Source organism: Fluviispira vulneris (genome assembly GCF_014281055.1).
Lineage (GTDB): Bacteria > Bdellovibrionota_B > Oligoflexia > Silvanigrellales > Silvanigrellaceae > Silvanigrella > Silvanigrella vulneris.
Map to the genome: position 1 here is coordinate 291,406 of NZ_JACRSE010000001.1, position 24,184 is coordinate 315,589.

The 24,184-nt window shown below is 31.9% G+C and carries 16 protein-coding genes; 4 read left to right on the top strand and 12 right to left on the bottom strand.

What is annotated here, in order from left to right; genetic code table 11:
* Window positions 1-2: 2 nt before the first annotated feature.
* The 4 genes from H7355_RS01085 to H7355_RS01100 are packed head-to-tail and all read right to left on the bottom strand — an operon-like array spanning window position 3 to window position 8,866.
* Window positions 3-1,478, bottom strand: coding sequence for an efflux transporter outer membrane subunit (locus tag H7355_RS01085; RefSeq protein ID WP_186644090.1), 1,476 nt, complete (start codon window positions 1,476-1,478; stop codon window positions 3-5).
* The gene (locus tag H7355_RS01090; RefSeq protein ID WP_186644092.1) at window positions 1,453-4,554 is read right to left on the bottom strand and encodes an efflux RND transporter permease subunit; all 3,102 of its coding nucleotides are present in this window, start codon (window positions 4,552-4,554) and stop codon (window positions 1,453-1,455) included. Before H7355_RS01090 ends, H7355_RS01085 begins: the two co-directional genes overlap by 26 nt.
* Window positions 4,551-7,679, bottom strand: coding sequence for a multidrug efflux RND transporter permease subunit (locus H7355_RS01095; RefSeq protein ID WP_186645381.1), 3,129 nt, complete (start codon window positions 7,677-7,679; stop codon window positions 4,551-4,553). The genes H7355_RS01090 and H7355_RS01095 overlap by 4 nt, the downstream gene beginning before the upstream one ends.
* A complete protein-coding gene (locus tag H7355_RS01100; RefSeq protein ID WP_186644094.1) occupies window positions 7,679-8,866 on the bottom strand; it encodes an MdtA/MuxA family multidrug efflux RND transporter periplasmic adaptor subunit in 1,188 nt (395 codons plus the stop codon). The genes H7355_RS01095 and H7355_RS01100 overlap by 1 nt, the downstream gene beginning before the upstream one ends.
* Window positions 8,867-9,724: 858 nt before the next feature.
* Here H7355_RS01100 and H7355_RS01105 point away from each other — a divergent pair.
* Window positions 9,725-10,519: a lysine exporter LysO family protein gene (locus H7355_RS01105; protein ID WP_186644096.1), complete on the top strand. Its 795-nt coding sequence runs from the start codon at window positions 9,725-9,727 to the stop codon at window positions 10,517-10,519.
* Window positions 10,520-10,521: 2 nt separating this feature from the next.
* On the opposite strand, the gene H7355_RS16110 is transcribed toward H7355_RS01105, so the two are convergent.
* Entirely contained in the window at window positions 10,522-12,513 is a 1,992-nt protein-coding gene (locus H7355_RS16110; protein WP_186644098.1) for a methyl-accepting chemotaxis protein, read from the bottom strand.
* 248 nt (window positions 12,514-12,761) lie between these two features.
* Between H7355_RS16110 and H7355_RS01115 the strand changes: the two genes are divergently transcribed.
* Window positions 12,762-13,241 (top strand): GyrI-like domain-containing protein, encoded by a 480-nt coding sequence (locus H7355_RS01115; RefSeq protein ID WP_186644100.1) that lies wholly within the window; start codon window positions 12,762-12,764, stop codon window positions 13,239-13,241.
* A gap of 1 nt (window position 13,242) precedes the next feature.
* Here the strand turns inward: H7355_RS01115 and H7355_RS01120 are convergent, their stop codons facing one another.
* Together H7355_RS01120 and H7355_RS01125 are read right to left on the bottom strand one after the other, a co-directional pair.
* Window positions 13,243-14,322, bottom strand: a complete 1,080-nt coding sequence (locus H7355_RS01120; protein WP_186644102.1) for a glycosyltransferase family 9 protein — start codon at window positions 14,320-14,322, stop codon at window positions 13,243-13,245.
* Between the two features lie 164 nt (window positions 14,323-14,486).
* On the bottom strand, window positions 14,487-16,415 hold the full coding sequence (locus tag H7355_RS01125) for a S10 family peptidase (RefSeq protein ID WP_186644104.1): 1,929 nt from the start codon (window positions 16,413-16,415) through the stop codon (window positions 14,487-14,489).
* A 465-nt stretch (window positions 16,416-16,880) separates the two neighbouring features.
* Between H7355_RS01125 and H7355_RS01130 the strand changes: the two genes are divergently transcribed.
* The gene (locus tag H7355_RS01130; protein ID WP_186644106.1) at window positions 16,881-18,374 is read left to right on the top strand and encodes a HAMP domain-containing methyl-accepting chemotaxis protein; all 1,494 of its coding nucleotides are present in this window, start codon (window positions 16,881-16,883) and stop codon (window positions 18,372-18,374) included.
* A gap of 21 nt (window positions 18,375-18,395) precedes the next feature.
* On the opposite strand, the gene H7355_RS01135 is transcribed toward H7355_RS01130, so the two are convergent.
* Window positions 18,396-19,586 carry an N-acetylmuramoyl-L-alanine amidase gene (locus H7355_RS01135; RefSeq protein WP_186644108.1) on the bottom strand — a complete coding sequence of 397 codons (1,191 nt, stop codon included), beginning with the start codon at window positions 19,584-19,586 and terminating at the stop codon, window positions 18,396-18,398.
* Between the two features lie 217 nt (window positions 19,587-19,803).
* Between H7355_RS01135 and H7355_RS01140 the strand changes: the two genes are divergently transcribed.
* Window positions 19,804-21,162 carry a hypothetical protein gene (locus tag H7355_RS01140; RefSeq protein ID WP_186644110.1) on the top strand — a complete coding sequence of 453 codons (1,359 nt, stop codon included), beginning with the start codon at window positions 19,804-19,806 and terminating at the stop codon, window positions 21,160-21,162.
* A 54-nt stretch (window positions 21,163-21,216) separates the two neighbouring features.
* Here H7355_RS01140 and H7355_RS01145 read toward each other — a convergent pair whose 3' ends face one another.
* Genes H7355_RS01145 through H7355_RS01160 form a run of 4 tightly spaced genes read right to left on the bottom strand, consistent with a single transcriptional unit; the run spans window position 21,217 to window position 24,016 of the window.
* Window positions 21,217-22,470, bottom strand: a complete 1,254-nt coding sequence (locus tag H7355_RS01145) for a Y-family DNA polymerase (RefSeq protein ID WP_186644112.1) — start codon at window positions 22,468-22,470, stop codon at window positions 21,217-21,219.
* A gap of 29 nt (window positions 22,471-22,499) precedes the next feature.
* Entirely contained in the window at window positions 22,500-22,913 is a 414-nt protein-coding gene (locus H7355_RS01150) for a LexA family protein (RefSeq protein ID WP_186644115.1), read from the bottom strand.
* 48 nt (window positions 22,914-22,961) lie between these two features.
* Window positions 22,962-23,612 (bottom strand): SOS response-associated peptidase family protein, encoded by a 651-nt coding sequence (locus H7355_RS01155; protein WP_186644117.1) that lies wholly within the window; start codon window positions 23,610-23,612, stop codon window positions 22,962-22,964.
* A 20-nt stretch (window positions 23,613-23,632) separates the two neighbouring features.
* Complete coding sequence (locus tag H7355_RS01160; protein ID WP_186644119.1) at window positions 23,633-24,016, bottom strand: DoxX family membrane protein; 384 nt, start codon at window positions 24,014-24,016, stop codon at window positions 23,633-23,635.
* Window positions 24,017-24,184: the final 168 nt, after the last annotated feature.

Below are 24,184 nucleotides of genomic sequence, written 5' to 3' on the forward strand. Positions count from 1 at the left end.
ATTTAATTACTTTTATTTTTTTTTGTTATTGAATCTGAACTAAGCTCATTTTTCCAACTGCCTCCTAAAGCTGCTATAAGACTGACGGCAGTTATCATTCTTCTGCCAAGCACATTATTTGCATTTTTAAGCGCTGTGTAAGTATTTATTTGTGCAGTTAGCACATTAGAATAAGTTTGAGTACCAACTTCATAGCTTTGGACTGTTAAACTTTCAGACTGCTGAGCTAATAAAGCAGCATTTTTTTGCGCTTGCTCTTCTCTTTTTAGATATGTAGAGGCGACTAAATTATCTTCAACATTTTGCAGAGCAACCAATATCGTTTGTCTATACTGTGCAACAATAGATTTATAATTTGCTATAGCAGCAGTTACTTTAGCTTCTTGCAATCCTCCATCAAAAATAGATTGACTTAGACTTGTGCCAAGCGACCAAAAAAGAGCTGGAAAAGAAAATAGATTGATAATTGTATTATTAGAATTAGTATAACCTGCGCTAGAATTTAAATTTAAAGTCGGAAAATATCCTGATATCGCAACTCCAATTTGTGCATTTGCTTGAGCAACAAGACGCTCTGCTTGGGCAATATCAGGTCGTCTTTCTAAAAGTTCTGATGGAATGATCGATGGAATTTCTGGAGGCTGCATTTTAATTTGTTTTGCTGTTATAGAAAACTCAGAGGGATTTTTTCCTAATAATATTGCGATTGCATGTTCATATTGTTGTCGTATTATATTATTATCTAAAGCGAGTGCTTCTGCTTGTGATACTTGTGCTTCAGCTTGTAAAAAATCAGCTAAGGTCGCTGTGCCAGCAATTCTTTTTCTTTCCGTTAATTCTAAAGTTCTTTTATAATTTTCTAAGGTTTCATCAAGTAATTTTTGGTTGATATCTGCAGTGCGAAGTTGAAAATAATATTGTGCAAGCGAAGCTTGTGCTGTCAACTGAACATTTGCAAGTTGGGCAAGACTGGCTTCTGCGTTGGCTTTATTGGCTTCGACTGTTCTTTTTACACTTCCCCACAGATCAGGTATCCAGGATGCGCTGAGGGATGTACTGTAGTTAGTAGAATAAGTAGGAGATATGTTTGAAGTGGCTTGGGTTCTTTGGCGAGCCGCAGAACCCGAGCCAGTTACACTTGGCAGGTAACCTGCTTCTGCTTGGTTTACTAGAGCAAGAGCTTGCTCATATTGAGCGAGTGAAGACGCAATTGTTTGATTATTTATTATAAGTTGTTCTTCATATTCATTGAGTTCAGGATCTGAAAAAACTTCCCACCATTTGCCTTTATCTTTTTCATCTTTTGGTTCAGCTATCTTCCAATTTTTATATTCTGTTTCCTTAAATTGATCTGCCATGGAAAAATTAGGTCTATTATAATCGGGGCCAACAGTGCATGCTGCTAAAAAAACAATAAATAATATATGTATAATGAGTTTCTGCTCAAACAATTTATATTTTATAAATTTCTGTTTCATTGTTTCTATCACCTTTTATGCTTAACTTTTTTATGCGAAACCAATCTGAAAGTCTTTCAAAATATAAATATACAACAGGCGTTGTGTATAAAGTTAAAATTTGGCTGATAATAAGTCCACCAATTATTGAAATTCCTAATGGTTTGAGGATTTCTGATCCTACACCGCTGCCAAATGCTAAAGGAACAGCTCCTAATATAGCAGCAAAAGTTGTCATCATTATAGGGCGAAAACGAATAATAGCTGCTTCATAAATTGCATCTTGAGAATTTTTATTATCATTTCTTTTTAATTGCAATGCGAAGTCTATCATCATGATAGCATTTTTCTTAACAATTCCAATTAATAAAATAATTCCGATAAGTGATATAAGAGAAAACTCGGTGTCAGTAAAGATTAAAGCTAAAAATGCTCCAACTCCTGCAGAAGGAAGTGTGGAAAGTATAGTAATTGGATGGATAAAGCTTTCATAAAGAATACCTAATACAATATAAATCGTAATAATAGCAGCTAAGATAAGATAAGGTTCAGAAGATAAAGAGGCCTTAAAAGCTTTTGCTGCTCCTTGAAAAGATGCTTTAATATTAGGTGGTAGATTCATTTCTTTCACAGTTTTTTCAACCAAACTTACCGAATCTCCTAAAGCAACACCAGGCTGTAAGTTAAAGGATAGGGTGGCAGCAGGAAATTGATCTTGATGATTCACCGCTAATAAAGATGCTCTATTTGAGAATTGTGCAATGCTAGAGAGAGGAATATTTTTATTATGAGCTTGTATATAAATATTATTTAAAGAATCTGGATGTTGCCAAAATTTGGGGGCAACTTCCATGACTACATGGTACTGATTCATCTCCTTAAACATAAGAGAGACTTGTCTTTGCCCAAAGGCATCATAAAGAATATTATCGATGCTCGAAGCTGTTATTCCGTACTGTAAAGCAAGATCATGATTTACTTTTATATAAGTTTCTAAACCATGATCGAGCCGGTCTGTATTGATATCTGCGATTCCCGGCAAATTATTTAATCGATGCATTATTTTCTCACTCCAATTATTCAATTCATTCAAGTTATCAGCAGACAGCGTATACTGAAATCGAGCATTACCTTGCCGGCCACCAATGACTAAATCTTGAGCAGCTTGCATATAAATACGTACACCTGTTAATTGTGAAGTTGCTTTTCGCAAGCGAGATATAAGCAAATCTGCTGATATTCTTCTTTCTTCAAGTGTCTTTAAACTGATAAATACAAATCCTGAATTTTTCGAATTTCCTCCAACATAACCAACAACATGATTTACAGCAGGATCTTTTTTAATTATATCTACTAAATTTTCGAATTTAATTTTCATATTTTGAAATGAAATATTTTGATCGGCTTGAATTGAACCTACTATTCTTCCAGTGTCTTGTTGGGGGAAAAATCCTTTAGGTATAAAGATGAATAAAAATATATTTAGAAAAATAGTCGTAATCGTTATTAATAGCAATATTCGTTTATGATTTAAGGACCAATGCAGACTTTTAGCATATATATTATTTAAATTATCTAAAAAGGATTTTCTATGAGAGATATTTATTAATGATTTTTTTGGTTTTAATAATTGAGAGCACATTGATGGTGTGATAATCAAAGAAACTATTAAAGAAACTATGATAGCTATAGATAAGGTCATGGCAAATTCAAAAAACAATCGCCCAATTATTCCACCCATAAGTAAAATTGGAATAAAAACCGCAATCAATGAAATACTCATTGACAATACAGTAAAACCTACTTCCTTTGCTCCAAGTAATGATGCCTTTTTTGGTGACATTCCGGCTTCTATATGGCGTGAAATATTTTCAAGCATAACAATTGCATCATCAACTACAAATCCAGTTGAAATTGTTAATGCCATAAGAGAAAGGTTATCCAAACTGAAATTTAAAAAATACATAACAGCAAAAGTGCCAAGTAATGAAAGAGGAACTGCAATACTTGGTATGAAAGTGGCATATAAATTCTTTAAAAATAGAAAAACGATAAAGATAACAAGAGCAATTGCAATTACAAGCGTTTTTTCCACATCGCGCAGTGAAGCGCGAATGGTTGTCGTCCTATCTAAAGTAACAGTTAAATCCATACCTGAAGGTATGGAAGCTTTTAATTGTGGCAATATTGATTTTATCAAATCGACGGTTTCAATAACATTCGCGCCAGGTTGTTTGAATAATATTAAAACTATAGAAGGTTTACCATCGGTTAAACCGTGATTGCGAAGGTCTTCAACAGAATCCACCACATCTCCTATTTGTTCTAATGTAACAGCCGCACCATTTTTGTAAGAAATTATAAGTGGCTTATACTGATATGCTTTAAAAATCTGATCATTTGTAACGATCTCATAGCTTTTAGCGCCTGAAACCAACTGACCTTTTGGAATATTTGAATTAGCATTTTGAATTGTTTTTCTTACAGTTTCTAAATTAATTCCATAATTATTAAGCGCTAATGGGTTTAACTCCACTCGAACAGCTGGAAGAGAGCCACCGCCTACAACCACTTGCCCAATTCCAGATGCTTGAGAAATTTTTTGTTGCAAAATTGTAGTAGCCGCATCATACATTTCACGCCTTGAATATATATTTGAAGTCAAAGAAATAATCATGATAGGGGCGTCAGCAGGATTCACTTTTCGGTAAGTAGGATTACTAGGTAAATCTGTTGGAAGTTGTGCTATGGCTGCATCAATGGCTGCTTGTACATCGCGCGCAGCACCATCGATATTTCTTGACAAATCAAATTGGAGAATAATGCGCACATTGCCCAAAGAGCTGCTTGATGTCATTTCAGTTATACCTGATATCTGACCCAGTTGCCTTTCAAGGGGGGTTGCAACAGAGCTTGCCATGATTGTAGGACTCGCCCCAGGCAAGTTCGCTTGGACTAAAATTGTTGGAAATTCTATTCGTGGCAACTGAGATACTGGTAAAAGTCGAAATGCTAAAATGCCAGCTAAAGTAATAAGTAAGACTATTAAAGAGGTGGCAATCGGCCTTAATATAAATGGTTCTGAAATATTTTTCACTGCGGTTCCTCCGCAGGAATAGTTTTTTTATTTCTATCTTTTTTATCCCTTATAATTTTTTTGAAATAGCGAATAATTTTGTCAAATGTTAAATAAATGACTGGAGTCGTATAAAGAGTTAATAATTGACTGACGGCAAGTCCGCCAATTATAGAAATTCCAAGAGGTCTACGTAATTCCGATCCCATACCCGTGCCAAAAGCAAGTGGAATTGCGCTAAATAGTGAAGCTAAAGTTGTCATTAATATGGGTCTGAATCTTAATAAACAGGCTTGATAAATAGCTTCGTAGGACGATTTGTTACCTTTTCTTTCCAATTCTAAAGCAAAATCTATCATCATGATGGCATTTTTTTTCACAATTCCTATTAACAATATTATTGCAATTAATGTTATAATATCAAATTCAGAGCGTGTAATATATAATGCTAAAAGAGCTCCCATTCCTGCAGAAGGTAAAGTTGAGAGAATCGTAATTGGATGAATATAACTTTCATATAGGATACCTAAGATAATATAAACAACAATTATTGCAGCTAAAACTAAATATCCTTCATTTTCTAACGAGTTTTCAAAACTTTTTGCAGAACCTTCAAAACTTGTTTGTAAACTATCAGGTAAGTTGAGTTCGCTTCTCACTCTATTAATTGCTTTTAATGCATCACCTAATGAATAGCCTTTAGCTAAGTTAAATGAAATTGTTGAAACAGGGAATTGACCCTGCCGATTGATTGTCAATGGTCCGTTGCTAACAGATAATTTTGAAAATGATCCAAATGGAATAGGAATACCAAGTGAGCTTTGAATGAAAATATTATCCAGAACTCTTTCCGGAGCTAAATTTTCACTTTGTTTTGCTTCTAAAATTACGTGATATTGATTGATATCTGTAAACATGGTTGATATTTGTCGTTGACCAAAAGCGTCATATAAAGTTTGATCAATTTGATTTGTAGTGATTCCAAAACGGGATGCTGTGTTTCTATCTATTTCTATATTTGCATTTAATCCTGTACTTTGTAAATCATCTGTAACATCTTTTATTTCTTTTAAATTATTTAAACGTTCAATAAATAAATCATTCCACTTTTCCACTTCTTTTGCATTCGCAGAACCTAAGCTATATTGATATTGTGTTCGGCTCACACGGTCATCAATTGAAATATCTTGTACAGATTGCATATATAAAGTGATTCCTGATATCTTATGCAATTTTTCTTGAATACGATGAATCACATCTGTAGAATTTATTTTACGTTCTTCAATTGATTTTAAGATGATTTGTATTCGACCACTATTTAAAGTTGTATTTACACCATCAACACCAATAAAAGATGAAATATTTTCAACGGCAGGATCTTCTAATATTAGAGCAGCAATCTCTTGTTGTTTTCGAGACATTTCTTCAAATGAAATTGACTGACTTGCTTCTGTCACACCTTGAATCACACCCGTGTCTTGAATTGGGAAAAAACCTTTTGGGATAAATATTAGGAGAAATCCAGTAATAATTAAAGTAAAAATTGTAATAATTAAAGTTATATTTTGATGATTTAAAACCCATTTTAATGAAATAGTGTAATGCATGATAATATTATCAAAAATATGCTTAATATATATTTCAAACTTATTTTTTCTTTTTGAGAGATCATGTTTTAGTAATAGCTTACATAACATAGGGGTTAATGTTAAAGATACAACTGCAGATATTAATATTGCAACAGATAATGTAATTGCAAATTCTCTAAATAATCTACCAATAATATCTCCCATAAAAAGCAATGGGATGAGAACAGCAATTAAAGATATTGTAAGTGAAATAATAGTAAAACCAATTTGCGATGCACCCTTCAGTGCTGCTTGTAATGGAGATTCTCCCACATCGATATATCTTGCAATATTTTCTATCATGACAATAGCATCATCAACAACGAATCCTGTTGCTATTGTCAATGCCATAATTGTTAAGTTATTAATGCTAAAGTCTAACGCGTACATTACAGCAAAAGTCCCTATGAGTGATAAAGGAACAGCAATACTTGGAATAAAAGTAGCTGGGATATTGTTTAAAAATATAAAAATGACTAGCACAACAAGAATAACTGAAAGAATAAGTTCATACTGTGCATCTTTTACAGAGTTGCGAATCGTTTTTGTCCTGTCGCTTAAAATCTTAATTTCCACTTGATTTGATATATTTGCTTTGAGAATAGGTAAAAGTTTTTTTATATTTTCCACAACTTCTATAACATTTGATCCTGTCTGTTTTTGAATATTTAAAATAATTGCTGGATCTTTATTCATCCATGCTGCTAATTTTGTATTTTCTGCTCCTTCGATCACCTGAGCGAGATCTTTTAAACGAATGGGGGCTCCATTTTTATAGGCAATTATTAGAGATTGATATGCTTCTCTAGTCAATAATTGATCGTTTGAATTAATTGTATATGAAAGTCTTGGGCCATCAAAATTTCCTTTAGCAATATTAACATTTGCGTTACTAATTGCTGTTCGGATATCTTCCATATTTAAGCCATAAGATGAAACTATATTTGGATTAACTTGAATGCGAATTGCAGGCTTTTGTCCTCCACTGATACTTACTAAACCTACGCCCGTTATTTGTGATATTTTTGGTGCAATGCGTGTGTCCGCTATATCTTCTAATTGAGGAAGTGACAAAATATCAGATACGATTGCTAAAGTCATAATTGGGGCATCTGCTGGATTAACTTTATTATAAACTGGAGGGGAGGGAAGGTCTTTTGGAAGAAAATTTGATCCAGTATTTATCGATGCCTGCACTTGCTGTTCAGCCACATCGAGACTCATATTGAGATCAAATTGTAGGGTAATAATAGAAGAACCGCCTGAACTTGCAGAAGTCATTTGTTTCAAACCAGGCATTTGACCGAATTGCTTTTCAAGTGGTGCCGTAATGGCCGATGCTATTACCTGTGGATTTCCTCCAGGATAAAAGGTGGAAACTTGTATTGTTGGATATTCAACTTCGGGCAATGCTGAGACAGGTAATAATTGATAAGATAAAGTACCAATAAGAAATATTGCAACCATAAATAATGTGGTTGCAATCGGTCTTTTTATGAAAGGTTCCGATATACCCATCATATAGAGACCTCTGCTCCATCTGTAAGTTTATCAATACCTTCTATGACTACTTTTTCTCCAGGTTTTAATCCTTCTTTAACAACGATTTCATTTTCATTAATTTGGCCTACAGTTATTTTTTGATATTTAACAGTATTATTATTTAATATAAACACATAATCGCCTTTTGTTCCGTGCTGGACCGCTGCTGTTGGAATAACCGTTGCGTCGTAAATCGTATCTGCTAATAATTTTATATTTACAAATTGATTCGGAAATAAAATATTATTTTCATTCTTAAACTCTGCCCTTAATTTAATTGTTCCTGTCGTTGAATCGATTTGATTATCAGTTGATAATAAATCACCTGTTGCGAGCAAATTTATTTGTTCTCGATCATAAGCATAGACTGTAATTTTTGATTTTTCTCTTATTTTATCTATTATTTTTGGCAAATAATCCTCAGGTATAGAAAATAAAACAGATATGGGTTGTAATTTATTTATTGCAACAATACCATTTACATCTGATGCTTGTATATAATTCCCTTCATTTACTTGCCTGAGCCCTACGAGGCCAGCAATAGGAGCTTTTATTTTACAGTAATTTATATTGACTTTGACAGCATCTAATTGTCCCTGATCTGATAAAACTATTCCTTCATATTGTTTGACAAGCCATATCTGAGTGTCGAGTGTTTGACGTGAAACACCTCCCGATGAAAATAGAGTTTTATAACGCTTTAAATCAAGACGAGCATTTGTCAGAAAAGATTTATCTCTTAATAATTGACCTTCAAATTGTGTGTATTGAGCTTGAAGTGGCTTTGAATCTATTTCTGCCATTAGATCCCCAGCGTTTACAATTTGTCCTTCATGAAAAAAGATTTTTAATAAATTCCCGCTAATTTGTGTTTTGACCGTAACAGATTCTATTGGTGTAACAGTTCCCAATGCAGAGAAATAGACAGGAATATCTTTAGTTTTTGCTTCTGCGACTACGACTGATGGCGTATTATTTTTTTTTAAATTTTTATATTTCTCGGTATGCTCAGAAATTAATTTTTTTTCATCATTATTTTTAGTAATTGAATTAAATTTTATCAAGAACACTATTGTAAAAATAAAAGCAAATAAAGTTCCAATTAAAATTGCATAGAAGCGCCATTTATTTTTTATATGATTAGAGAAATTTTGCACACTCATATTGTTAAAACCCTAAAAACTTTATCAATAAAAGCATAAATTTTATGGTTTATTTATATGTTATAGAATAATTTTTATAAGTAAAGAGAGTTAAGGAGATTTTTTTGAGTAGGTTTTATTCTAGGGTAATTATTATAAGGCAATCTTTGCAGTTTAACCTCGTTTAAAAATTTTAATAATACTGAATTTATTATTAAAAAAATCGGTATTATTTTTCTATATTTGTTAATTTTAATGAGAATATCTGATTAATATTTTCATATTAATAAAAATATAAACGATTGAAAATTTTCTGCTCAAAAATTTTTGCTTCACAAACTCAAGTTGATTCCTTGGTTCTATTGAAGATTTGAATTTAAAAAATCGAACTTTCGGGTCTAATTTGAGTAAAGATTGAGCCAGATCTGATAAATTCTTAGAAATACTAGAAAATCATCAAAATGGAGGTTTTATTGTAAGTACTTAAATATTATAGTTTTTTTCTATACAAAAAGATCTTGAAAGAGCCCTTAATTAATGCAATAAATAGAGCTTATTCCATATTGACCTTCTGTGAGGTTAGTTGTAATAGTTGAGTTTATGATTCTGGTTGTTCCAGAACTCAGATTTAAGAATATCCATTCCAGTAAGACAAAGATCAAATAAAATTAAATCTTCCTTTGAATGAGTTTTAATCTGTAAAAAATTATTATTATATTTGTATAGATAGGCTAATATATGATTCTTGCTTTAGAGAGTTTAATTCCATTATTCCTTTCGTTTTTCATTGGAATTAATTTTCATAGATTTTGCTTAAAATTTTCCTCTAAATTAATCTCTATTTTTACAAATATTTGCCTTTTTGCATTGTTGTTTTTTATGGGACTCAGTATCTCTTATGTTCCTAATATCTTACATAAATTATTCACTTTAGGTTTTAATGCTTTTGTTTTGGCTCTTTGCACTTCTTTTTTTGTTATATTTTTTATTGTGATTTACAAGAAAATTTTTAGTATAAAAACTCAAAAAAATATAAAAGTTTCAGATAAAAGAAAGTCAAATATTCATTTCTTAGACTTTGTAAAAGATCCTATTGTTTTATGCCTTTTTGTTGTTTTTGGTTTTTTATTGGGATATTTAAAAATTATTCCATCATTTGAGCATGAATTTATTGTTACTATTTTATTGTGTTTTATGGTGTTTTTTATTGGTATAAAACTTGCTTTTTCTCAAGTTTGTTTTAAAAAAATATTTTTACAGAAATCAAGTTTAATTGTTGCACTTATCACTGTCCTAGGATCATTAAGTGGAGGTGCTTTTTCCTCTTTATTCTTAGATTTATCATTAAAAAATTCACTTGCTCTTTCTTCTGGTTTTGGCTGGTATACTTTATCTGGAGTTTTGCTATCTAAAATGGATGAACCTATTTTGGCTTCCACAGTTTTCTTGTGTGACTTATTTCGTGAGATATTCGCTTTAATTCTTCTTCCTATATTTTCTAAAATTGGCAGAAATCATGAAGCCATTGCTGCTTCGGGTGGCGCTGCAATGGACGTTGCATTACCTATGATTGAAAAACATTGTGGCAATGATTTTATTCCGCTTGCGCTAATATCGGGGGCTGTTTTAACCGTACTTGTTCCTTTCCTGATACCCTTTTTCTATTATCTATAAATTTAATTATTTTTTCCTGATATTATGGCTAATAGATAGTTTGACATTTTTTCTATTTCATAACTTTGTTTCAGCAACTCTGTAGCATTTTCTGCAGATTTTTTTGCGATTGCTGTATTGTTATTTGTAACAGAATCCAATTCGTTCATAGCTACATTTATTTCTGAAATTCCTTTTGCTTGTTCCTTTGTTGAGTTTGCAATTTCATTAACTATTGTTGCAAATTCTTCGGTTTTTTCATAAATATTTTCAAAAATTTTGGAGCAATCTGAACTGACTTTTTCCCCACTTTGCATTGCAGACTTAGAGCTTTCAAGAATATTATCAATATTTTGTTTTGTCTCAGCAATTATGCTTTTTACTTTTTCTATGCTTGCTTTAAGCATGACCGAAATATCTTTTGAAGCACTTCCACTCATCTGTGCTAAGTTCCCAACTTCTTCAGCAACAACTGCAAATCCTCTTCCATTTTCGCCCGCACGAGCAGCTTCTACAGAAGCATTAAAGGACAGTAACTTTGTCTGAAACACAATCGTATTAATTATCTTAGTTTTATTTTCAATTTCTGAAATTAGTTTAACTATTTCTGATATACGATTGTTACCTTGCATAACTTCTTGATAAACATTTTCATTACTAGATTTTATATTTTCGATCGACTTTAGCATTTTATGAACTATTTCTTTTCCTTGATTGACTATTACTTTATTTTCTCCAGCTTTTTCTTGAGAAATAACAGTCATCTCTTTTGTTTTACTAATCATGGAATTGATTTCATTGACGGCTGAAACAGTTTTTTGCAGGGAGTCTGATTGATTGATAGCAGCCTCAGAAAGTTTCTGGCTTTCAGCTGAGGTTTCTTCAGAAGTTTTATATAGCAACTGATTGCCAAGAGTTAAAGAGTTTGCCACAACTGATAAAGATTTGCTCAATTGAGAACTAAATATATAACTAATCAATATAACTAAAATCATTATCAATATAAATGACAATAAATAGATTATTTCCCCTCGATAAATATCAGCAAAAAATTCACTGCTGTCCATTTTTACAATAATTTTCCAACCTAGACTGTCTACGATTTTATTACCTGCAATATTTTTAAATGCTTTTATCTGCATTACTTTTCTTCTTGAATGGAGAGCTTCAATCACTCCCTCCTCGCCTGAAAAATTATTTGAAGTAAATAAATTATATTTATTTAAAACTTTTTCATTATGTTTTACTTCTGTTTTACCATTATTTAACATTGGATTGTAATCTAATAATAGAAAACCTTTTTTATCCAACACATTTATTTCTAAAGTTTTAAGTCCGCTTTTTGAAAAATCGGCATATAGTCTTTTAATAATATTTTCTACCCATGCAAAATTTGCATGCGCACTTATTACCCCAATAGGTTCATTTTTACTATTATAAATTAATGTAGAGTATATACTTGTGTAGACATTTTCTTTTAAAATAGATTCCAGTTGTGTATCAAATTGGGCGTCTTGGAAATTTACATTTTCCAAATTCTTTGTTTTATCTTCAAGATACTTATTTTCTATTGTTTCTTGAACCCATTTGAGTTTTAAAAAGTTTATTTTATAAAACAAATCACTATTAATATAAGATCCATTTTTTCCTATATTATTTACCGCTATCAATCTTCCATTTAAATCACAAACAGTTATCAAATCATATATTTTATAAAGCTTAATAATTTGATTTAAATAAGCAGTGCTTTCATTTTGAGGATAATTTAAATTTTTAAAATGCTGAGAAAACATTCTTATATCTGTGTATCTATCATAAAATTGATCTTGAATAGCATTTGACAGATCTTGAGTAGCAAGTGAAAGCTTTCCTTTTAAAAATTCTTCTTGCTGATTAAAGTTACTTTTTGCCAGTATAAGCGAGGTGATACCAGTAATAATAACACTGCCAATGCTAAGTGTAAAAATTTTTGCTAGTAATGATAAATGTTTAATTTTCAGTAAAAAATTTACCACACATTTCTCCAACACAAACCTAATATTTAAGAAACTATACGCTAATTTTATTCTACCTTCAACTTTGTCAAAATTTATCATAAGAATGCAATTTTGTTTCATTTGCCCGAATTTTAAATTAAAAAAAATTATATTTTTCTGACAACCGTGTTCCAGTGCTCTTGACAAGAATTCTTATAAATACTAATTCTTCAGTTATGGTTTCTAAGTTTTTATGAACGTTTTCTTTTATACATTGGAAGTTTTTTATGAATGTAATTGAAATGAAAAGCCCAAAATTTTTAGTAGGAATTGAAACACGCACTCAAAATTCTTTAGAAATAAAGGGTGAAGGCAAAATTCCTTCTCTATGGAATGAATTTTTAAATACTTTTAAACTCGATAGAAAAATTTCCAATGATATTTATGCTGTCTATTCAAACTACGAGAGTGATGAAAATGGTCAATATGATTACTTTATTGGTTATGAAATTGCTGATCCAGATAAATATTTAAATGATGATAGATACGCTGTTAAACAGATAGAGGTTGGCAAGTATTCAGTTATCTCACCAATTCATAAGCTTTCTGAAAATGTAGCTTACAACACATGGCAAAAAATATGGCAAATGAATGCTAAACAATTAGGTGGAGAACGATTATTTCACACTGATTTTGAAGTTTATACTAATGAAAAAAAGAATGGCCAGCACAGTTTAGTAAATATTTATTTAAGCTTAAAAAAATAATTTATGAAATGAACAACTCAGGTAATAATTTTTCAACCGAATTTGCTAAAAGGTCTGGCGATAATTCTAGCATACAGCGAAAATGTTTTTGTGGACAGGTCTGTGATCCGTGGGGAGTGCATGGGTGACAAGCCAGTGTATTGCCATTTTCATCTTTGTAATTAAGGACAACATTTTTGTCTGAAGTTGGGTAAAAGCCAAATTTCCATGTTGTTGGGCCGAAGATAGAAACGACAGGAATATTTGAACCCGAAGCAATATGAATCGGACTTGAATCATTTGCGATCACAAATTGAGCTTTAGATATTAATGTAACAAATTCATCTAAAGGCAAGTACATAGAAGTATCAATAATACGTGCTGATAATTCAGAAAAGGGTGCAAAGAAAGATAAAATAGTGTTTATATCCATTTTATCCTGTTGAGTTCCTGTTAAAATGCATCTTATATTTTTATTTTTACTCAATAATGAAAAAATAGCCTTCGCAAAATGCTGAGGAGGATACTTTTTTGTGGCCCAAACAGAGCCAGGACTTACTATAAAAAAAGAATTATTATTTTGAAAGAAATGAGGATTTTTTAAATTAAATGTAGGCATATCTTGAGCTGGTTTTAAAATTGGGCGAGCAATTTTAACTGCATTTTGATAGGTTGTTTCAGAAACAAGCCATCTGGGCGCAATATCAAGGCATCTAATACATTCATGTTTTTCCTTATGAAAAGGAAGATTTTCTGTGTATAAAAATCTCAGAGAACTGTCATTGTAAGAAATTCTTTTTGGAACATGACTCAAATATGCGCAAAGAGCAGATGTTGTTGATTTATGTGGGACAAGTAAGACTTCTAAGTTCAATGCTTTTATTTGATTTGCTATAGTTCTTAATGAATTTATTTTCTTTATTCCTTTTGCTTTATCGGCAGATACAAAACCCTTAATTCTTGGGTCATTTTTATATAACAAAATGCTTGCTTTTCGAGTGATCAAATAAATTTCATGCTTTTCTTGAAATAAAGCTTCAATTAAAAGACTACTCAATGCTATATCACCTATAAAAGCTGTGTGAAAAATTCCAACTTTCATATTTTCTCTCCAATAACTCCATATATTTCTTATATTTTTACTCATTAAAATTAATTTAAAGAGCAAGTAAAATTAAATCCTTGCTAAGGAAAAAAATATTAAGAGGAGAGAAGATACATGCAAATTTTGCTTTCCACAAGAGAATAGTTTTGCACATGCATTATCTAATTTATTTTATTATTTGAAAGACTTTTCATAGTTTTATTTTGCAAAATCAAAATGCGTTTCATTGCATTGGTATTATTTAATGCTTTATTATAAAAGTTGCTTAAATCTTCCTTCATTGCTGTACGTGATTTACTATCTAAATAAATCATATGGCCTGATGGATACTTTTCTATAGTTATATTTTTTTGCAAAGCTGGGTCCATATCCATTGCTTTAATATCAAGTTCTGACTGATAAAAAGGAGTTATAGTATCGTAATAACCACTCGCTTGAAAAACAATGAGATCTGGGTTTAAACTCATCGTTGCAGCAAGATCCCCTGCAGTATAAAGACCTCCTGTATTTTCAGAGTTTCCTCCTCTCTGACGACCAGTCGGGTCAATATGACTATAGTTCCAATTATCTCCCACTAAGCTATTCATGCTTTGAAAATTAGATCTGGAATAATATTTTAATTCGTTATTTAAATAGTGATTCCATGCTGCGGTATAAGCTCCTTGTACATTGACAACAGCAGGGTCTTTACTTAAAAAATCACGAATATTGCGAGCTATGCCTGTATTTAAGCCAGTAGATCGCCCATCATAAATACTAATGACTCTTCCTTTATCTGCAAGTAAATTGTTTAAGAAATAATCAGTCATATCCAAAAGGGGAGTTTTTTTAAACACAAGAGTCGTTTGTGCTTGGATAGCTTCTGGTTTTATACCAATAAATTTTGATGCTTTTTGAACTAATTTAAGATCCATGGGTGTTAAATTATTTATTAAATCAGTTAGTTTAACAGATAGTTCATATTCGTCAGGATATCCTGTCGCTAGATTTTCAATGAGTTCTTGATAACTACTAACTTCATTTAATAGTTTTTCTAAACGATATTTTAAATAATAGTTTGGATTGTGAAATACTAAACGGTTGAATTCATAATAGCTTGTTCGCCAATCAGTTAAATATGGCCCGTATTTATCGTTTGAAAATCTAATAGCATTTTTTACAAAGTTCTCAAGACTTAGTTTGCTTTCACCAGAAGAAAGTACGTGATACCAAGCATTTGCTGCAAGAGATGGAAAGAGTCCCTCTGTATTTCCGAATTTGCTATAGTCAAGTATAGATGAGATTAAAGTGATCCCATTTAAATCAATTCCATTTTGATGCAAAATATAAGATGTGACCGCGCTTCTTGGCGTACCATAAGATTCTCCCATTAAGAATTTTGGCGAATTCCATCTGTTATTAAGCGTTAAATATCGTTTAATAAATGCAGTTATGGAATTAGCATCTGGGTCCACTCCCCAAAAATCTTTATTTTTTGCAGGAGAAATTGCGACAGAATAACCAGTTCCTACAGGGTTAATAAAAATGAGATCTGTTTTATCAAGTAAACTATCTGGATTTTCTTCAATTGTATAAGGTGCGGGTGGAGTGTAGTCAGGCATCGAAGTTTTTATGCGTATTGGTGAAAATGAACCCAGCAAAAGCCACACAGCAGATGAGCCCGGACCTCCATTATAAATAAAGGTTACTGGTCGCTTCTCTTTATTTTGTTGATTTAAGGTATATGCAATATAAAACATTTTTGCATTTGGCATAGAAGAATCTGGATCTACCGTAACGAGATGCCCTGCTGTGGCTGTGTACTTTATTCTTTTTCCATTTATAGTAATAGCATGCTGAGTTTTAGAAACTCCTTCGCTCGCATTAGTAACAGAGTCATTGGCACGACTCCCATAAATATCATTATCAATATATGTTTTTTCAACTGTAGCTTCAATATCATCTGTTTGATCTAAAGTAGACTTGTTAACATCATTCAAATTTGAGTTATTATTTCTATTTTTTCCACATGATGCTAATAATGAAAAACCTATTATTGATATTGCTATTTTTTTAAAACTTATTCTTATAATTTTTGCATAAAGTAACATATTAAAGACTCCTTTAATAAGCATATCTGTGTAATTTAATTTCAGAACAAGAAGCAATTACGTAATTGAAAATAGAGTACACGCATTTTAAAAAAAAGCTATTTTAAACTTTAAGAATATCTATCTTGCCAGATCTCTATTACAATCACTTTAGCGGATTGCTTAAAGTAACATTGCTTATAAAGTTTAGATATGCTTATTATATTAGAATTATAGGATGTTATTTGTAATCCTGATTTCTCTATACGCGTTGAGCTGTCCATATTGTCCAAACGTTCCGAGTGTTGATTTTATAAAATATATAAAATAAATTTATAATAGTTTCAATTTTTAACTATTAATTTTAGAAATTCTCATTGACAAGATTGTCTTAGCTCATTTTGAAATTTGGTCGAATATATATTATCTTAAATGTTCAAGGTATAATTTTTTTAATATTCATTGAATGGAGAAAGCTAAAAATTTATGAATACTAAAAGTTTCTCATATAAATTAAACCTATCTATGATAATTCTCTTTAGCTTTATTTTATTTATCTCTATTTTTTCTATAATGATGATCAATAAAACACAGGTCTATTCAGCTGAAACAGAAACAAATTGGTTGCCAAGTATTGTGTCTGCTCAGAAAATGCAGTCGACATTTTCTTCAATTAGCAGAAGGCCTCTTCGAATTATTTTAGAAGATAATAAAAAAGAAAAGGAAGAGGGAGTAAAAATCTTAAAAAAAGCTATAGAAAAATTTGTCAAAGAGAAAGAATTGTATAAAAAATTAATTTCAGTACCAGATGAAAAAGAAGCTTATGAAAAATTAAGTTCTGCTTGGAATGATTTTTCAATAATTATTGAGCAAACTCTGGATTTATCTAAAAAAGGACTAAATTCCGAAGCTTTTAAAGTCTTTAATGTTAAAGGACGTCCATTTCAATTAATAATTGAAGGCGCTTTAAATCAAATAACTGAGGTCAATAATAAAGGAGCTATCGAATCTACTCAAAAAGGAAAAAATTTAACATTTTATACATCGATAACTGTTTGTTCAATTTTAATACTGTCATTGCTTATTCTTATTATTATCATACAAATTGTTCGGAAAACAACATTATCCATTGAAAAATCTATATTTGAATTAAAAGAACAGAGCAATAAGATGAAAGCTATAGGTGTCATTTTAAAAGAGAGTGCTCATAATCTTTCTCATTCAGTTACGGAGCAAGCATCATCTGTTCATGAAACGAGCGCAGCTATCAATGAAATTACCAGTATGGTCAATAGAACAACTGAAAATTCAAAGGAGTCTAGTAATATTGCAAAAAACTCTTCTCAAAAAGCAAAAGAAGGTGAGAAGATCATGAATGATCTTGTTCTTTCCATGGAGAGCATTCAAGAATCGAACACACAATTGCAAAATATATCAGATATAATTAAACAAATTCACGCAAAAACAGCCATGATTAATGAAATAGTCACAAAAACTGAACTTTTATCTCTAAATGCTTCAATTGAATCTGCACGTGCCGGTGAATATGGTAAAGGCTTTGCAGTGGTAGCTGAAGAAGTGGGAAATTTAGCTAAGATCAGCGGAAAGTCTGCTTTGGAAATACAGGAACTCATTACTTCTAGCCAAGAACAAGTGAATAAAATATTAGGAATTACGAAGGAACGTATCGACTCAGGCAAGAAAATTACGGGATTAGCTCAGGAAACTTTTCATTTTATATCGGATAACATTCAATCTTTATCGTCAGTGTTAGAACAAATATCGGATGCAACTAAAGAACAGGAAATTGGTGTCAAACAGATTTCAACAGCAATGTCTCAAATTGATAATGTAACACAAAAAAGTCAAGAAACATCATTGCTCACTTCTGAATCATCACAGAATGTCTCTGAACAAAGTGAAAAACTGGCAAAGACTTCAAATAAAATTGAATTTCTCATTCGTGGAAAAAATTCCTGAAGTTAAAAAGAATTTAATAAATTATTTTGCTAGATCAAATTCACAGCTTACTCTTGTTTTATTGGGGTATTTAATAAGAAGTGCTTGTAAAGTAGCGAGAATTTCGATATTTGCTACGTTATATTTTGCTTTATTATTCACATCATTATCCGATTCGTGATCTGGATTATGATCAAGCTTGTGTTTATCATAGTGGTCTGTAAATTGGTCATTATTTTCATTTGCTAAATATAATTTTGGTCTATAGTGCATTAAAAATGCTTGGATAGCGAAGTTTGTTTTATTATCATCAAAAATATTGTTATCAGGCTTTTTGTTCCCAAAATCATTAACTTTATTGAGTTCACTTAATTCACCAATAGGTGATTTTCGCATACTATATTGATACTTTAAGATCTTGTTATGCAATGATTTATCTGATGTGCCTTCTTTTTTTATGTCATAGCCAAATTCATGAAATCTAATTTGTACGATTAATCTTGATATTTCTCCTGTGATGGTTTTTTTAATATTCTGAATCTCTCTTTGAATTTCTTCTTCTGTAACCCATGCACCAACACCATTGTCAGCTAAGCGCTTCCATGGGAAAAGCGGACCGGGATCTAATTTTCTTTCAGGAGCAATATCTGCATGACCAACCACACACATCGGGTCAACATTATAACGCTTTTGAATATCTTTCGCGAGAGCTACTATTAATTTCTGTTGTTCTTCAGGATATTCTAACCATTCTAACGAGTTTTTAGGGCAATATTTTCGGAGGGCTCTGCATCTAAATCCTAAATTAACTATTTCAACTCCAACAGAGATCACATTTAAATTTTTTCGATATTTCCATCGACTTTCACCTGCGTGGCGAGCTCTTCTGTCTTCATTCACAATTTTATATATGGTATCACCCTTTTCTGGCACGAGCCAGTGCGAACTGTTCCCACCATTGGTTAATGAACGAAGAGATTTTTTAAATTTTTGCGCTGTATAGTGAAATACTATAGAGCTTACTGCATCTTTCTTAAAGCGAAAAGGGTATTTTATATCAGTTAGAAAGTCTTCATCGACATCATACTTATACGATTCATCCAAGGATATTTTTTCTTTTTCTTCATCCGGCTTTGATCGTTCAATAATTACTACACTGAGTGAATTATTTAAACTTTTACAGCTTATAAAAAAAATTAAAAGCAACGGATAGATTATTAAATTCTTTAGCATATAATAAATGCTCCTAGAGTTTAAGCACTTGATTTTTGAACATTTATTTCATTTATCTAAGTATATCTTAATTACATTGTATATCCTCTTGTTCAAGACATACAAATTAATTTAATAGACGTATTTTATTGACGCTTCAATTTTGTGTATAATCAATATAAATCAGATAAATCTAATGTAACAGGTTTGTGTTAAATAATTTTAAGTGAGGTAAGTCATGAAAAAACGGATTTTTCAATCTATCGTCAATTTTCCTCTCTTGCAGAAATTCAGCTGCAAATTTATAATTCCCTTTTTTCTTTTTTCCATAAGTTTATGTAAAGCAACTTCTGCTAATGAGAATCATGGGAAAACTTTGGCAGAGCTCACGAATAGTGAGAAAACAAATATCAGCACAACTCGAGATTATTTGCTGATTGGCGCTCAAGGGCGGGCAGGTAAAGGTGCTGTCTTTAAATGCAATATAGATGGAAAAAATTGCATCGAGTTCTTAGGGGGGAATATAAAATTTAAAGCGCCTGATGATATGACGGAGCATTCGATTGTTTTATACCCAAGAAATCGTTTTGGTTCGAGTCTTCTTGTCAGCAATGGCAAACTGTTAATTGGTTCTTTAGGCAGAGATAATAAAAAAGTGTCAGATGCCGCAAGTATTTCTGATCCCAATTTTAAAGAAGATATAGGCGCTGTATTCCAATGTAATTTAGACGGTTCAAATTGTGTTGAGTTTATTGGTGGGGAAATTCCATTTCCAAAGCCTAAAAACTCAGATCTTAAGAAAATAAGTTTATTTACAAGTGATTATTTTGGCACGAGTCTATTTGCCCTGAAGGACAAACTTTTAATTGGTGCAGCTGGCAGAAACAGTGCCGAAAAAGATGAAATTGGTGCCGTCTTCAAGTGCGGATTAGATGGCAAAAACTGTGTCGAAGCAATTGCCGGAAAAAACAAAGCAAGTAAAATATCAGCAAGTTTAGCAAAATATGATGCCTTTGGATCAAGTATTTTCGCTACAAACTCTTCACTTTTTATTGGGGCAAAGAATAAGAAAGGTATGAGTGGAGCTGTTTTCAAATGTAATTTAGAAGGGGAAAAATGCAGTCAGTTGAAAGGACCGAATTTAAAACTAAATGAGAATGATTGTTTTGGCAGTAGTTTAGTAGGAAATGCTTCAAGTCTTTATATCGGTTCGATGGGACGAAATGGCTTGCCCCCACATACCCCTTATCTTTACGATATTGGCGCTGTCTTTAAATGCGATTTAAATGGCAATAATTGTAAAGAAATTATTGGCGGTGAAAACACAAAAAGTGTTGAAAATCTCGGGCTTTTTTTCAGAGATTATTTTGCAACAAGTCTTGCTCTTTCAAAAGAGTATCTTTATATCGGAGCTATTGGGAGAAAAAGTGAAACTGGATTAAAAACGGGTGCAGTTTTTAGATGTCAACTTGATGGAAGTAACTGCATAGAACTTATTGGCGGTAGAAATAAAAACTTATTGGAAGTAGACGGTATTGCTTTATCTAATGATGATTTATTTGGTTCAAGCTTAGCAATCGTTTCAATGCCAAATTAAATATTTTATCTATTTTAAGCTTCATTATAATAAGAAAATTATAATTTATACTTCCTATCTTGCTTTGATAATTTCATTTAAATTAGTCGTGTATTTTTTTGAAACATGAGCCCTTTGTGGAGCCCAATTTTTGTTGATAAAAAGATCGGCAAAATTGATGGCAGAGGATCCATTGCGATCATTTATTTGATCGATAGTTGAAATAAGAGCATTCTCCTGTTCAAGGTTACGAAAATCAAATAAATGAGAGGGCAGTGTGCTTTTACTTTTTAAATCAAAAAGGAGAATGCCGCATTTTTTATACATTTTATTTTCCTTAAATATTTTTTTAAGGGCTATCAATCCATATTTTAAATATTCTGGGGTAAAACTTGTATAATAAGGAAGGCGAATATTGATAGAATCGCTAAAAAAATTTTCTTTATGATAGCTAGTTGCTAGATAAATACAAAAATATTGTGCCTCGAGTCCTTCTTGTCGTAGTTTCCGGCAAGCGACAGCAATATGGTTTGCAAGAGCAGAAAAAATGTCGTTGAAATCGCTCTGGGCACGGCCAAAACTGCGAGAGACCGTAATACTTTTTTTAGGTTCATGAAAAAGTTCGAGCTCAATACGAGAAATACCATGCAATTCTTGCGCAAGATGCACTCCATTGATTGTTAAGTTTTTTCTTAACCAGTCTATCTCTAAATTTCTATATTCGAGTGCGGAATGCACTCCATTTTCTTTCAGTTTTTTTGCATACTTTCTGCCAATTCCCCAGAGATCTCCGACCTCTGTTCGTTTTAATGCTTCTGCAATATGATTTTGCTCATAAAGAGCAAGAACTCCCTTGGCCTTTGCCGATTTTTTTGCAATTTTGTTGGCAACTTTTGCGAGAGATTTTGTAAAAGAAATACCTATACCACAAGGAATTCCTGTGTGCTGATAAACTGTATTTTTAATTTTCCAACCAAATTCATGTAACTTTTCTTGACTGACATGTGAGAGATCAATAAAAGCCTCATCAATGGAATAGATTTCTATTTCTGGCGAAAATTGTTCCAAAGTTTTAATAATTCGAGCAGACATATCTCCATATAAACTATAATTAGATGAAAAATATTTTATGTCATGTTTCTTTATGAGTGGCTTTATTTCAAAAAAAGGTTGGCCCATTTTTATTCCTAGTTTCTTTGCTTCATCACTTCTTGAAACAACACAGCCATCATTATTTGAAAGAACAACTACAGGTTTATTGCGCAATTTTGGATTAAAGACTCTTTCGCAGGATACATAAAAGTTATTGCCATCGATCAATGAAATCATTTTTTGTGTCTTATTGTGTAAAATTCTTTTTAAACAGAGTGAATAACAGTCGTAACTACGCCCCAAATTTCAAAATCCATATTCTCACTTATGACAATACTTTTATACAAATCATTTTCTGCTTGCAAAACAATACTATTATTTCTCAAACAAAGGCGCTTTACTGTAAATTCCCCATCAACAATAGCCACGATAATGCTGCCATTGACTGCTTTCAGTGAGCGATCCACAACGAGGAGGTCGCCGCTGTGAATACCAGCTCCGAGCATGGAATTGCCTTCTGCCCGCACATAAAAAGTTGCTGCAGGATGTTTCACAATAAACTCGTTTAAATCGATTTTTTTATCCATATAATCTGTTGCAGGTGAAGGAAAACCAGCGCAAACAGGGTTAAAAGCAAATGGAAGATACAGTTTTTTTTCAAAAGATGCTAAGCAATACATAAGCCCTCCAACCATATATTTGTATGGTATTTGTGCTTTTGTCAAAGTCTATTTACGCTTTTCCCAACCTTTTTTTAATGGTCTATCAATAATAACTGACATCTTAGGTTCGTACTGTTTATTAAGTAACTCAATAAAAGAATTGCCATCATGCTTGTTAAAGTCAAACCAATTTCCCAAATTTTTTATATTTTGCTTTAAAAATATAGGAGATCTTTCATGTCCTATTTTTCTTACGAATTTACCAGGCTCTGAAGTCAAAATTGAGAAAGAGTGAATCACTTCTCCTGTACTTTTATCTTCCCAACTGTCAAAAATTGCGGGCACAAAAACACATTCAGCCAATTCAAAGCGAATCATATTGCCTGCAAATTTTCCTTCATAAATTGGTTCAATAAAAGCAGTCATGGGAACAAGACAGTGATTCTTTAAAAATGGACGTCGCCAAGTCGGTTTTTCAAGCACTGTTTCCAAACGTACATTGTGCGTTGCAAACTTGGGTTTACGAACTTTAGACCAGATAGGGATTAGCGAGAAATGGAATAAATCAATAACATATTTTTCATCTTTAAATAAAATAACGGGTGCATCCAAGTGTGGTAAAATTCGGCTTTTCCATGAAGAACTTTGCAGATCCAAGGCAAAAATAGCTAAGGATTTTTGAAATTTAATCAATTCGACTTGAAATTGTGCACACATTTGTTCTCAATATCTGTGATTTATTTTCTTGTGAGCATAGAAGAATAACGTTTGCGGTAAGAGAATGCTAAAAACAATTCCGCTGCTAAAACAAAAATAGCCACAGGCAAACCTGAGGGAGCAAGAATAAGATGAAAAAGAAAAATATTAACCACATTTGGTGCCAAAACAGCCAACGCTAAAGGTGTCCACATATTTGCTAAAAGGAGAAATCCACAAACAACTTCTACTCCTTTAACAAGTGCAAATAGATAACCGGTCGCTATCAGAGCCCCAATAAAAGACCCTGCAGCAGGGGGCATACTTGTTGGAGCTGGTAAAAAATGAAAAAAACCATTCAAACCAGCAACAAAAAAAATGAGACCTAGCAGAATCTGAACAATCATCACAAGCTTATTTTTCATAGGTCGCTCCGTTTTGTAAATAATCTCGATTTATTTTATATTAGAAAATACATAAAAGATAAAAACACTCAGTTTTTTGACATATCTTAGTATAAATGTTGTATTCTAAGAGAAGATGACCTTTTAATAAGTAAAATGAATGAACACACTGATGAATTTTTGCATAAA